The sequence below is a fragment of the Streptomyces sp. NPDC090021 genome, from assembly GCF_044748225.1.
Classification (GTDB): domain Bacteria; phylum Actinomycetota; class Actinomycetes; order Streptomycetales; family Streptomycetaceae; genus Streptomyces.
Genome location: NZ_JBIVFO010000005.1, coordinates 193,580 through 206,128, shown reverse-complemented (window position 1 = coordinate 206,128; position 12,549 = coordinate 193,580). Strand labels below are relative to the sequence as shown.

Annotated in this window: 13 protein-coding genes and 1 pseudogene; 10 read left to right on the top strand and 4 right to left on the bottom strand. The window is 70.7% G+C overall.

The window, feature by feature from the left end; translation table 11 throughout:
• Window positions 1–59 precede the first annotated feature (59 nt).
• Entirely contained in the window at window positions 60–503 is a 444-nt protein-coding gene (locus tag ACIPXC_RS05740) for an ATP-binding protein (RefSeq protein WP_401613845.1), read from the bottom strand.
• A 243-nt stretch (window positions 504–746) separates the two neighbouring features.
• Between ACIPXC_RS05740 and ACIPXC_RS05735 the strand changes: the two genes are divergently transcribed.
• From ACIPXC_RS05735 to ACIPXC_RS05695, 9 genes are all read left to right on the top strand, one after another.
• Window positions 747–1,556: a hypothetical protein gene (locus tag ACIPXC_RS05735; protein WP_401613844.1), complete on the top strand. Its 810-nt coding sequence runs from the start codon at window positions 747–749 to the stop codon at window positions 1,554–1,556.
• A gap of 108 nt (window positions 1,557–1,664) precedes the next feature.
• Window positions 1,665–2,399: a YcnI family protein gene (locus ACIPXC_RS05730; RefSeq protein WP_401613842.1), complete on the top strand. Its 735-nt coding sequence runs from the start codon at window positions 1,665–1,667 to the stop codon at window positions 2,397–2,399.
• Between the two features lie 76 nt (window positions 2,400–2,475).
• Window positions 2,476–3,132, top strand: coding sequence for an SCO family protein (locus ACIPXC_RS05725; protein WP_401613840.1), 657 nt, complete (start codon window positions 2,476–2,478; stop codon window positions 3,130–3,132).
• Entirely contained in the window at window positions 3,129–3,608 is a 480-nt protein-coding gene (locus ACIPXC_RS05720) for a copper chaperone PCu(A)C (RefSeq protein ID WP_401613838.1), read from the top strand. The genes ACIPXC_RS05725 and ACIPXC_RS05720 overlap by 4 nt, the downstream gene beginning before the upstream one ends.
• 21 nt (window positions 3,609–3,629) lie before the next feature.
• Window positions 3,630–5,588: a copper resistance CopC/CopD family protein gene (locus ACIPXC_RS05715; RefSeq protein WP_401613836.1), complete on the top strand. Its 1,959-nt coding sequence runs from the start codon at window positions 3,630–3,632 to the stop codon at window positions 5,586–5,588.
• On the top strand, window positions 5,513–6,871 hold the full coding sequence (gene efeB / locus ACIPXC_RS05710; protein ID WP_401613834.1) for an iron uptake transporter deferrochelatase/peroxidase subunit: 1,359 nt from the start codon (window positions 5,513–5,515) through the stop codon (window positions 6,869–6,871). The genes ACIPXC_RS05715 and efeB overlap by 76 nt, the downstream gene beginning before the upstream one ends.
• A gap of 42 nt (window positions 6,872–6,913) precedes the next feature.
• Window positions 6,914–7,849: a prephenate dehydratase gene (gene pheA / locus ACIPXC_RS05705; RefSeq protein ID WP_030026448.1), complete on the top strand. Its 936-nt coding sequence runs from the start codon at window positions 6,914–6,916 to the stop codon at window positions 7,847–7,849.
• Between the two features lie 524 nt (window positions 7,850–8,373).
• On the top strand, window positions 8,374–9,651 hold the full coding sequence (gene serS, locus ACIPXC_RS05700; protein WP_030816969.1) for a serine--tRNA ligase: 1,278 nt from the start codon (window positions 8,374–8,376) through the stop codon (window positions 9,649–9,651).
• A complete protein-coding gene (locus ACIPXC_RS05695) occupies window positions 9,648–10,460 on the top strand; it encodes an HAD family hydrolase (RefSeq protein WP_401613831.1) in 813 nt (270 codons plus the stop codon). The genes serS and ACIPXC_RS05695 overlap by 4 nt, the downstream gene beginning before the upstream one ends.
• Window positions 10,461–10,597: 137 nt before the next feature.
• Here the strand turns inward: ACIPXC_RS05695 and ACIPXC_RS05690 are convergent, their stop codons facing one another.
• Window positions 10,598–10,804: a hypothetical protein gene (locus ACIPXC_RS05690; RefSeq protein ID WP_401613880.1), complete on the bottom strand. Its 207-nt coding sequence runs from the start codon at window positions 10,802–10,804 to the stop codon at window positions 10,598–10,600.
• A 60-nt stretch (window positions 10,805–10,864) separates the two neighbouring features.
• Here ACIPXC_RS05690 and ACIPXC_RS05685 point away from each other — a divergent pair.
• Window positions 10,865–11,092 (top strand): annotated as a pseudogene (locus tag ACIPXC_RS05685) (response regulator transcription factor); the annotation flags it as partial.
• Here ACIPXC_RS05685 and ACIPXC_RS05680 read toward each other — a convergent pair.
• Together ACIPXC_RS05680 and ACIPXC_RS05675 are read right to left on the bottom strand one after the other, a co-directional pair.
• Window positions 11,078–11,734: a rhomboid-like protein gene (locus ACIPXC_RS05680; protein ID WP_401613829.1), complete on the bottom strand. Its 657-nt coding sequence runs from the start codon at window positions 11,732–11,734 to the stop codon at window positions 11,078–11,080. The pseudogene ACIPXC_RS05685 and the gene ACIPXC_RS05680 sit on opposite strands and share 15 nt — an antisense overlap.
• Window positions 11,735–11,818: 84 nt before the next feature.
• Window positions 11,819–12,538: an ABC transporter permease gene (locus ACIPXC_RS05675; RefSeq protein WP_401613827.1), complete on the bottom strand. Its 720-nt coding sequence runs from the start codon at window positions 12,536–12,538 to the stop codon at window positions 11,819–11,821.
• Between the last annotated feature and the right edge of the window lie 11 nt (window positions 12,539–12,549).

Here is a 12,549-nt window from a genome sequence, read left to right as displayed (position 1 = left end):
CGTCCGCACCGCAAGGTGCCGGTGGGCGGGATCCCGAACGGGTCCCGCCCACCGCCGTACTACGACACCTTCAGCAGCGCGTCGTCGCGCCACTTCAGCATCTTGTCGAAGCTCACCACGGCGCCCCGGCCCGGCCCGTTGCGGAAGCGGACGTGGTCGGAGAGCTCGGCGATCAGGTGCAGGCCCCGGCCGTGCTCGGCCAGGGCGGGTCTGCGACGGGCCACCGCGGCGGGCGGGAACCCCGGACCGGAGTCGGTCACCTCGATACGGCAGCAGTCCCCGTCCAGATAGGCCGTGACGTGGTACGCCTCGGTCTCCTCCGGGACGTCCGTGCCCCCGCCGTGCTCCACCGCGTTCGCGCAGGCCTCGCTCAGCGCCACCGAGAGATCGAAGGAGATGTCCGGGTCCACCCCCGCGGTCTCCATCGTCCCCAGCAGCAGTCGCCTGGCGAGCGACACGCTCGCGGCTTCGCGCCTCAAGTGGAGAGACCACCAGATGCTCATACGGATACCTATTGCCGCCCGCGAGGGGCCGTAAGCGCCCTTCGGCCGTCCGGGAGGGCAATGCGCCCGTCCGGCGGATGCGGCTCTCCCGGAGAGCCGTGTATGAGGTGACGCGCTGCCCGCACCGTCCGGAGGCGGAGCGCACCGGCCGGCACCGCCCCGGCCCTTCCCGGAGCGGACCCATTCGGACCTTCCGGACCTGCCGTATGGAGGACATCAGCGCAGTGCGATGATGACCCGGCCATGTCTGACCCCCACGCGACGCACGCCGGAGCCGGCCTCCGGCTGATCCGGGCCGCGGTGTTCACCGCGGTCTGTGTCGTGCTGTCCGGGGCCGGGCACGCCCTGGCGTCCTGCGCCACCGTGCCCTGGTGGTCCCTGTGCGTCGGCTTCCTCGCCGTCTTCGCGATCGCGGCGCCGCTCGCGGGACGCCGCCGGACGCTGCCCGGCCTGGCCGCCGGACTGGCCGCCGGACAGCTCTCGCTGCACGCACTGTTCGGCATCGGCCAGCACAGCACAGCGGCCGCCCAGGCACCCGGCGGCGCCTCCGACGGCTCGCTCGCGGAACTCGCAGCCCGGCTGGTGTGCGGGGGCAACTCCGTGCCGCTGAGCCCGGCCGACGCCCGCAGGATCCTGGAGGCCGCCGGCCTGGACCCGGCCGCCCTGGCCGAGCAGGCCGCGGAACAGGGGCACGGCGCGCATGTGGCCCAGGCCGTCACCACCGCGCCCGAGACCGGTCTGTTCAGCCCGGCCATGCTGCTCGGGCACCTGCTGGCCGCGCTCGTCGCCGGCTGGCTGCTCGGCCGTGGCGACGCCGCGCTCTTCCGGCTGGTCGAACTGTCCCGGCTCACCGCCGAGGCCGTCCCGATGCGCCCGCTGCGCGCCGCACTGGCCTTCGTGCGCGCCCTCGGCACCGGACTCGGCGGGCCCGCCCGCACCCCTCGGACCGGGCGCAGGACCGGAACCGACCCCGCGGCCTGCACGGGCCGGGAAGCACTCCAGCACACGGTGATCCGCCGCGGGCCGCCCGCGGTGTTCGCCCTCGCAGCCTGACGCGGCGCCCTCCTCCCCGGGACACAGCGGGAGCACCGGTGCCGCGTACTCCGCGCGCGCCCGTGCGCGGAGCCACCGCCACCACTGCTTCCGTGGAGTGTTTCTGCCATGAAGACCTCGCGCGTCTCCCTCGCCGCCGCCCTCGCCGCCGGCTCCGTCCTCGTCCTGTCCGGCACCGCATTCGCACACGTCGGCGTGCAGCCGATCGGCGAAGCCGCCAAGGGCGGCTACGCGACGCTCAACTTCAAGGTCCCCAACGAGCGCGACAACGCCTCGACCACACAGCTCGAGGTCAACTTCCCGGTCGACCAGCCGCTCACGTCCGTCATGCCGCAGGAGGTTCCCGGCTGGACCGTGAACGTCGAGAAGACGAAGCTCGACAAGCCGCTGACCGTGCACGGCCGGCAGGTCAACGAGGTCGTCACCAAGGTGACCTGGTCCGGCGGAAAGATCGGACCGGGCATGTTCCAGCAGTTCCCGGTCTCCGTCGGCAAGCTCCCCGAGAACGCCGACCAGATGGTGTTCAAGGCGATCCAGACCTACGACAACAACGAGGTCGTGCGCTGGATCGAGGAGGCCAAGGAAGGCGCCGCGGAACCGCAGACGCCGGCCCCCGTGCTGAAGCTGACCGCCGCGAAGGGCGACGACCACCATGGCGGTGGCAAGACCGACGAAGCGAAGAACACCGAGAAGGACGGCGGCAAGGACGCCGGGCACGGCCACGGCGAGGCCTCCGCCGACCACGGCTCCGACACCACCGCGCGCGCTCTCGGCATCGCCGGCATCGTCGTCGGACTCGGCGGTGTCGCCTTCGGCGTCGCCTCGCGCCGCCGCTCCGCCTGACGTGCCGCGCCCCCGGGCGCGTTGTCTGCGTACATCCCCGACCATCCCGCATCCCCGATCCCAGGGACATCTCTCCATGCGCACCACACGTGTGACGGTCGCCGCGCTCCTCGCCGCGGCCGCGCTCACCCTCACCGCCTGCGGTGGCGGTGAACCCGCCCAGAACAGCGGGGTCACCCAGATCTCCGGCGGCCAGAACGGCAACAAGGCCGCCACCGTCCTGGACCGCCCCTTCAACAAGCCGGAGCTCGTCCTGACGGACACCACCGGCAAGCCGTGGAACCTCCGCGAGCAGACCAAGGGCAGGCCGACGCTCATCTACTTCGGCTACACCAACTGCCCCGACGTGTGCCCGCTGACGATGAGCAACATCGCCGTCGCCAGGAAGAACCTCCCCCAGGAGGACCAGGAGAACCTGCGGGTGGTCTTCGTGACCACCGACCCCGAGCGGGACACCGCCGAATCCCTCGGCGCGTGGCTCAAGGCGCAGGACCCGTCCTTCATCGGGCTCACCGGGGACTTCGCGACCATCCAGGCCGCCGCCCGCACGCTCGGCATCGGTATCGATCCCGCCAAGAAGGAGGCGGACGGCAGCGTCGTCTCCATGCACGGCGCCCAGGTCATCGCGTTCTCGCCCAAGACCGACGAGGGCTACGTCCTCTACGGCGAGGGCACGACCGTCGACGACTACGCCAAGGACCTGCCGAAGCTCATCAAGGGGGAGAACCCGTGAACACCCGCACCACCCGTATCCTCGCCGCCGCCCTCTCCCTGACGGCAGCGCTCGCCATATCCGGCTGCTCCGGCGACAGCGAGCCCGCGATGACCGTCAGCGGCGCCTTCATGCCGCAGCCGGTCAACGACAAGATGGCCGGCGGATTCATGGTCATCAAGAACGACTCCGGCACCGCCGACAAGCTGACCGGCGCCACCTCCCCGCTCTCCGACGATCTCCAGATCCACGAGACCAAGGACCAGAAGATGCAGCAGGTCCAGTCGATGGACGTGCCGGCGAACGGAAAGCTCAAGCTGGAGCGCGGCGGCAACCACATCATGTTCATGGGGCTGAAGAACACCCCGAAGGTCGGCGACAAGGTGACCGTCGAGCTCCGCTTCGAGAAGGCCGGCTCCGTCAAGGTCGAGCTGGACGTGAAGGACCGGACGTACAACGCGCAGGCTCCGACATCCACGGGCCACAACGGCCACTGACGGACCGAGGACTGACACGCCATGACGGCCACCGCCCCCGCCCCCTCCACGGCCCGCGCCCCCGCCACGGCATTCCTGCCGCGGCTCGCGCTGGTCCTCGCAGCCCTGCTGGCGACCCTGTTCACCGCGGCCTCACCGGCCACGGCGCACGCCGCACTCACCGCGAGTGACCCCACGGACGGGGCGGTGGTCGCCACGGCACCCGCCCAGGTCTCGCTCTCCTTCTCGGAGCAGGTCGCCATGGGTGACGACTCGATCCGTGTCCTCGACCCCCAGGGCCGACGGGTGGACACCGGAGAGCTGCGCGACATGTGCAGCGGGAACACCGTCCGCTACGGCACCGCTCTGCACTCCGGTCTGCCCAACGGCACCTACACCGTCGCCTGGCAGGCCGTATCCGCTGACAGCCACCCGATCTCCGGCGCGTTCACCTTCTCCATCGGCGCGCCCTCGGCCACCGAGGTCTCCCTCCCCACCACCCGGGCGGGCGGCGGACCCGTCGGGATCGCCTACGGCATCGCCCGCTACGCCGCCTACGCGGGCTTCACCGTCCTGGTGGGCGGCGCCGCCTTCATCCTGCTGTGCTGGCGCCGGGGCGCAGCCGAGCGGCCGCTCCAGAAGCTCGTCGTGCGGGCCTGGGTCACCCTGACCGCGGCCACCCTGGCGATGCTCGTGCTGCGCGCCCCGTACACGGGATCCGGCCGGTTCGCGGACGCCTTCGACCTGGACGGGCTCAGGGCGGTGCTGGAGACCAAGACGGGCGCTTCGCTGGTCTCCCGGCTGTTGCTGCTGGGAGCCGCCGCCCTCTTCGTCGCGGTCCTCTTCGGCGTGTACGCGCGCCGCCTGCAGGACACCGGGACCGAGGAGGACACGGCCAAGGACACCGACGACCTCACCTTCGGGCTGGCCATCGGCGGGGCCGTCGTCTCCTGCGGCATCGCGGCCACCTGGACCCTCTCCGAGCACGCGTCCACCGGAATCCAGCCCGGCCTCGCCATGCCGGCCGACATCCTGCACCTGCTGGCCGTCGCCACCTGGCTCGGCGGTCTCTCCGCCCTGCTCGTCGCCCTGTACAAGGTGCCGGGGATCGAACGCCCGGCGGTCCGGCGATTCTCCCGGGTCGCCTTCGTCAGTGTGGTGGTCCTGGCCGTCACGGGCGTCTACCAGGCCTGGCGGCAGACCGGCAGCTGGTCCGCGCTCACCGGCACCGAGTACGGGCAGCTGCTGCTGCTGAAGGTCGCTCTGGTCGCCGTTCTCCTGGGCGTCGCCTCCATGTCGCGGAAGTGGACCGCCCGGCTCGCCGAGGCTCCTGCGGCCGTCGGAAAGCACGACGCGAAGGCGGGCGTGCAGGTGACCGCGGGCGACGATGTTTCACGTGAAACAGAGCCCGCCACCGTTCCGGCGGACCCGGAGCGTGCCGCCCAGCTCGCCCGGCAGCGGGCCGCCCTCGAAAACGCGCGCGAGAAGCGGGTGCGGGACGCGGACCCGGACCGCGCGGGCCTGCGCCGCTCGGTCCTCGCCGAGGCGGCGGTCGCCGTGGTCCTGCTCGTCGTGACCACGGTCCTCACGAGCACAGAGCCCGGACGCACCGTCGAGCAGGAAGCGGCTCGCGGCTCCACCGCCACCGCGGTCCCCGACCGCGCCGTGAAGATCACCCTGCCGTTCGACACCGGCGGCCCGAACGGCAAGGGATCCGTCCGGCTGGAGCTCGACCCTGGCCGGGTCGGCGCCAACACGCTGCACCTGTGGGCGGACTCCGGCGACGGGCAGCCGTTCGCCCTCCCCGAGATCAAGGTGGCCTTCATCCTCCCGGCCAAGGACATCGGCCCCCTGCCGGTCGTCCCCGACCAGGCCTCCCCCGGGCACTGGACCGCATCGGGCGTCCAACTGCCGCTCGCCGGCGAATGGCGCATCGATGTGACCGTCCGTACGTCCGACATCGACCAGACAACCGTCCAGAAGACCGTGAAGATCGGCTGACCAGCGTGACCGAGAGCAACCCCGACATCGAGATCTCCCGGCGCAGGCTGCTGGGCACCGTCGGCGCCGCAGGCGCCGCCGGCCTGGCTCTGGGCGGCGCGAGCGGCGCCCTCGCGCACTCCGCGCTCGCCGGCTCCGGGGGCGCCTCCGCCACCGGAGCGGCAGGAAGCCTCTCCTCCCTCGGAGCCACCCGGGTGGCCTTCGACGGAGACCACCAGGCCGGCATCACCACTCCCCTCCAGGCCAAGGGGCACGTCCTCGCCTTCGATCTGGCCCCGGGAGCAGGCCGTACCGAGGCCGCCGCGCTGCTGCGACGCTGGTCCGAGACCGCACGCCGGCTCATGGCGGGCGAGACCGCCCCGACGGCCGACAGCGGCATCGCCCTCGACGCCGGGCCGTCCTCCCTCACGGTCACCTTCGGCTTCGGACATTCCTTCTTCGAGCGCACGGGCCTCACCGGCCGCCGCCCCACCGCCCTCGACCCGCTGCCCGACTTCTCCTCCGACCGGCTCGACACCCAGCGCAGCAACGGCGACCTCTGGGTCCAGATCGGCGCGAACGACGGACTGGTCGCCTTCCACGCCCTGCGCGCAGTCCAGAAGGACGCCGGGGAGGCCGCGCGTGTCCGCTGGCAGATGAACGGATTCAACCGGTCCCCCGGCGCGACCGGCACCCCGATGACCGCCCGCAACCTCATGGGGCAGGTCGACGGCACCGGCAATCCGAAGCCCTCCGAGCCCGACTTCGACAAGCGGATCTTCGTGCCCGCCCAGGGCCCCGGGCCCGCGGAGCACGCCTGGATGGGCGGAGGCTCGTACGCCGTCGTGCGGCGCATCCGCATGCTCCTCGACGACTGGGACAAGCAGTCCCTGGCGCAGCAGGAGCAGGTCATCGGCCGGATCAAGGCCACCGGGGCCCCGCTGACGGGCGGCGGCGAGACCACCGAGATGCAGCTCGACAAGATCGGCGCCGACGGCAGGCCCGTCATCCCGTCCAACGCCCATGCCCGGATCTCGGCCCCCGAGCAGAACGGCGGGGCGGCCATGCTGCGGCGGCCCTTCTCCTTCCACGACGGGATCGGCCCCGACGGCGCTCCCGATGCCGGGCTCCTGTTCATCTGCTGGCAGGCCGACCCGCTGCGCGGATTCGTGCCCGTACAGCGCAAGCTCGACCGTGGCGACGCGCTGTCGGCGTTCATCCGGCACGAGTCCAGCGGCCTGTACGCGGTTCCGCCCGGCCCGCGCGACGGCGAGTACGTGGGGCAGCGGCTGCTCGAAGGGTGAACGGCACCGCGGCGGCCGGCTCCCCGGCATTAGGCTGATCGCATGTCAGCCACCCGCTTCACGTATCTCGGTCCCGAGGGCACCTTCACCGAGGCCGCCCTGCGCACCCTGCCGGAAGCCGCGACCCGGGAGCTCGTCCCGATGGTGTCGGTCCCGGCCGCCCTGGACGCCGTACGGGGCGGGGAGGCGGCCGCCGCCCTCGTCCCGATCGAGAACTCGGTGGAGGGCGGGGTCACGGCCACCCTCGACGAGCTGGCCTCGGGCGAACCGCTGATGATCTACCGCGAGGTGCTGCTGCCCATCGCCTTCGCCCTGCTCGTCCGGCCGGGTACCGCCCTGTCGGACGTGAAGACCGTCACGGGACACCCGGTCGCCCAGCCCCAGGTACGGAACTGGCTGCGGGCGAACCTGCCCGACGCGGTGTGGGAGTCGGCGGCCTCGAACGCCGACGGGGCCCGACTGGTCCAGGAGGGGCGCTTCGACGCCGCCTTCGCGGGCGAGTTCGCCGCCGCCACCTACGGCCTCGTCCCGCTGGTCACCGAGATCCATGACGCGGAGAACGCCGAGACCCGGTTCGTGCTGGTGGGCCGCCCCGCGCGGCCGGCCGCGCCGACGGGGGCGGACAAGACGTCCGTCGTGCTGTGGCTGGGCGACGACCACCCCGGTGCACTGCTGGAGCTCCTTCAGGAGTTCGCGGTCCGCGGGGTGAACCTGATGCTCATCCAGTCCCGTCCGACGGGACAGGGCATCGGCAACTACTGCTTCGCCGTCGACGCGGAGGGCCACATCTCGGACCGGCGGGTCAGCGAAGCACTCATGGGCCTCAAGCGGACCTGTCCCCAGGTCCGTTTCCTCGGCTCCTATCCGCGGGCCGGCGTCGCTCAGAGTGACGTCCGCTCCCCGCGGGCCGGAACCTCCGATGGCGACTTCACGGCTGCCTCCGACTGGCTGGCCCGCTGTCTCGACGGCCGGGCGTAGAGCCGTCCACTGTCCACAGAGTTATCCACAGGCGGAGATGGGGACCTGGGGACAAGTCGACAGAGCTGCCCGACAAGGTCGACATATCGGTTGGGGATCCCAGGTTTCGCGCCGGGGAGCGGTAGGTGAACGGTGTCACCCGCGCATCGTGGATCAACTCTTTGGAGCGAGTCATTCCCACCCGAATGAGTGTGTGAGGGCGGTTTGAACCCTGATTCACCTCGGCCATCCACCGATCAGGAATGATCTATTCCTGTGTCCACAGATGCAGCACACAGCCTGTGGATAAACTGCGGACGGTCACAATTCCTGTGGACAAGAACCCTCTCCGGCCCTGCTCAGAGCCTGCCCCGGATCCGGCATTGTGCCCCTTCTCGGGGAATGGGCCCACCTTTATCGACCACCGGAGAGGGTTCACTTCCGGTCAGCGGCCAAGACTTATCCATTCGTTGCAATTAGGACATAGCGACACGCAGCGTGATATCGGTGTGATCCCAGGAAGCCCAGCCCGGTAGCCTGGAGGGGTGATTGACCTCCGGCTGCTCCGTGAAGACCCTGACCGTGTCCGCGCCTCGCAGCGCGCTCGTGGAGAGGACGTCGAACTCGTCGACGCCCTGCTCTCCGCGGACGAGCGCCGCAGGTCCTCTGGCATGCGCTTCGACGAACTGCGCAATGAGCAGAAGTCGCTCGGCAAGCTCATCCCGAAGGCCTCTCCGGAGGAGCGGACCGAGCTGCTGAAGAAGGCCGAACAGCTCAAGCAGGACGTCAAGGCCGCCGAGGCCGAGCAGAACGAGGCCGACGAAGCCGCCAAGCGCCTTCTCCTCCAGCTCGGCAACATCGTCCACGAGGACGTTCCCGTGGGTGGCGAAGAGGACTTCACCGTCCTGGAGACGCACGGCACCATCCGTGATTTCGCCGCCGAGGGATTCGAGCCCAAGGACCACCTGGAGCTCGGCGAACTGCTGGGTGCCATCGACGTCGAGCGCGGCGCCAAGGTCTCGGGCTCGCGCTTCTACTACCTGACCGGTGTGGGCGCCCTGCTGGAGCTGGCGCTGGTCAACGCCGCCATCGCCCAGGCCACCGAGGCCGGCTTCATCCCGATGCTGACCCCGGCGCTGGTCCGCCCGCGCGCCATGGAGGGCACCGGGTTCCTCGGCCAGGCCGCGGAGAACGTCTACCACCTGGAGAAGGACGACTACTACCTGGTCGGCACCTCCGAGGTCCCGCTCGCCGCGTACCACATGGACGAGATCATCGAAGGCGACAAGCTGCCGCTTCGCTACGCCGGTTTCTCCCCGTGCTTCCGCCGTGAGGCCGGTACGTACGGCAAGGACACCCGCGGCATCTTCCGCGTCCACCAGTTCGACAAGGTCGAGATGTTCTCGTACGTCGCGCCGGAGGACGCCGAGGCCGAGCACCAGCGGCTCCTGGAGTGGGAGAAGCAGTGGCTGACCAGCCTGGAGCTGCCGTTCCAGGTGATCGACGTCGCCACCGGTGACCTGGGCGCCTCCGCCTCGCGCAAGTTCGACTGCGAGGCGTGGATCCCGACCCAGGGCAAGTACCGCGAGCTGACCTCCGCCTCGAACTGCGACAGCTTCCAGGCCCGCCGCCTGTCGATCCGCTACCGCGACGGCAAGAAGACCCAGCCGCTGTCCACGCTGAACGGCACCCTGTGCGCGGTTCCGCGCACGATCGTCGCGATCCTCGAGAACCACCAGCTGGCCGACGGTTCCGTGCGGGTGCCCGAGGCGCTCCGTCCGTACCTCGGCGGCCGCGAGGTCCTGGAGCCGATCAACAAGTGAGCCCGGCACCGTTCCCGTACAAGCTCGTCGCGACCGACCTCGACGGGACGCTGCTGCGTGGCGACGACACCGTCTCGGAACGCACCCGTGAAGCGCTCGCCGCGGCCACCGCGGCGGGCGCGGCCCACATCATCGTCACAGGCCGCGCCGTGCCCTGGACCCGGCACGTGCTGGACGATCTCGGCTACAAGGGGATCGCCGTCTGCGGACAGGGCGCCCAGGTCTACGACGCGGGTGCGCACCGGCTGCTGACCTCGGTGACGCTGGACCGGCAGCTCGCCGGGCTGGCGCTGTCGAAGCTGGAGGCCGAGGTCGGTCCGCTGGCCCTGGCCGCCAGCCGGGACGGGGTGGACGGCGAGGTCCTGTTCGGGCCCGGCTACCAGGTGCAGGACGGGCTCCCGGCCCTCTACCTGGAGGACACGGCCGCGGTGTGGACGGCCCCGCTCAACAAGCTCTACATCCAGCACCCGGAGCTCGATGACGACCAGCTCGTCAAGGTGGCCCGGGAGAGCGTGGGCAGCCTGGTCGACGTCGTCATGGCGGGTCCGGGGATAGTCGAGATCCTGCCGCTGGGCCTGACGAAGGCCACCGGCCTGTCCCTGGCCGCGCGCCGGCTCGGGGTGAAGGCGTCGGAGACGATCGCCTTCGGAGACATGCCGAACGACATCCCGATGTTCGGCTGGGCCGCTCGCGGGGTGGCCATGGCCAACGCCCATGCGGAGCTCAAGGCGGTGGCCGACGAGGTGACGACCTCCAACGAGGAGGACGGGATCGCGGTGGTGCTGGAGCGTCTACTGGGCGCCGCATAACGCGCCGGACGTACGAGAGGTCCGGGGCAGCCCGCGCCAGAAGGCGCGCTCGAAGTGGCTGCCCCGGACCTTTTGTTGCTCCCCGCACCACTCACTCTGCCCCGGCCCGGAGCCCCTTACCAGCGAATTTCCGCCCATCAGCCATGCACCCGGCGGCGGCGCCAGCAGGCGACGGTGAGAACGCCGAGCAGCGGCCCCCACAGCAGCAGGGGCAGGTAGGACAGGCCGGGTAAGGCGTCCGGGGTCTGTGCGGGGGTGAGGGAGGCGGGAGTGGAGGCCAGCGTCCAAGTCCTTGGGGAGTGCGGCTGGTTGACGTATCGAGCCTCGTCGCGCTCGGCTCCCACCGCCCTTGGGGTGCCCGCGGTGCGGCTGCTGAGCCGGCTCACGCAGCCGGGTCCGGTCGCCGGCCCACCCCGCTGACGGAACGGGAGCTGGAGATCGTGCGGCTGATGGCGCGGGGGTTCACCAACGCCGAGATCGGCGGGGAGCTGTTCATCACCGCGGGCACGGCCAAGACGCACATCGCAAACGTCCAGGCCAAGATCGGGGCACGGAACCGGGTGGGTATCGCCGCATGGGCGTGGGAGCACGGAGTCGCGAAAGCGGAGGCCTACTGGTCACGTTTCACGTGAAACGGGCGGTGTTTCACGTGAAACACCGTGGCGCGTGAGCGGCCAGGAGAGCAGTCCGACGGCGAGCGCGACGGCGTGGCCGAGGTCGGTGAAGGTGCCGCCGGTGGCGAGGGGGATCCCGAAAAAAGCGACCGCTCCGGCCAGGTAGAGCCATCTCCAGGGGCTGGGGAGCCGGTAGGTGAGGACACCGATGGAGGCCGCGAGCCCGTAGCTGACGCCGATGTCGACGACATGGGTCATGCTGCGCGGGGCACGGTGGTCCTGGATGGCCGTCAGGAGGACCTTCTGGCTGATCAGTGTGGCGACGACATGTGCGGAGGCCACGATCACGAGCCAGCGCAGGGTCCCGAGCCACCGCTCGACGGGTGCGTGGAAGACCTCGAAGAGCACGGCGTAGAGGGCGAGCGAGGCCGGGTTCGCGATCCAGAAGCCGCTGCTGATGAGCGCCCGGACGGGGTGCTGGACGAGCTGGTGGATGTTGCTGCTGTTGCGGTGCAGCAGGACACGGTCCAGCTGGTCGGGCGCGATCGCGACGATGATGCTGGTCACAGCGATGATCAGCAGCCAGATGTGCGTTCCGGGCGTGGAACGTATCCAGGACCGCAGGGGCCTGGACGGCTCCGGGGCGGTGTGCTCGATCATGCACCGATGATGACCCGCAGAACTGTGCCCCGCCTGGCCGGTGGGCCGGGCGGGGCACTGTCGCGCGCGTGCTCGTGGCCGGGCCTACTCCTCGCCCGCCAGCGTGAGGCGGCGCAGCTTCTGGCCCGCGTAGACGGTGGCTCCGACGGTGACCACGACGAGCAGGACCGACGCGGTGGGCAGGCCCACCGTGGCGTCGACGTACCCCTCGCCGGCGACCTTCTCGGCCAGGGCCAGGGCCCACTGCTGGACGCTGAGGGTCTTGGCCCCCGAGACCAGGCTGCCGAAGAGCGACTCCCAGATCAGGGCGTAGACCAGGCCGAAGACGACCGCGTGCCGGCTGACCGTGCCCAGTAGCAGGAAGAGGGCGCTGTAGGCGATCGAGGCCACGAGCGCGGCGATCGTGTAGGCGACGGCGATCTGCTGGCCGTTGCCGTTGAGGATGAATCCGGCGATCAGGGTGGGGATCGCGGAGAAGGCCATGGTGACGGCGATCGCGACGATCAGCTTGGTCATGATGATCTTCGGACGCTTCACCGGCTTGGCCAGCAGATAGACGATGGAGCCGTCGTCGATCTCGGGGCCGATGGCGCCGGTGCCGGCGATGACACCGATCAGCGGGACCATCGTGGCGAGGGCGAAGCCCCCGAGAAGGTCGGCAGCGACCTTGTCGTCCACACCGACGAAGGCACGGACCACGCAGGCGATGACGATCAGCAGGGCGGGAAGTGCGAAGAGGATCAGCGCGCGGCGCCTACCGAGCAGGGCCCGGTAGGTGAGCCGGGCAACGGTGGGGTCGTACATGGGTGCCAGCT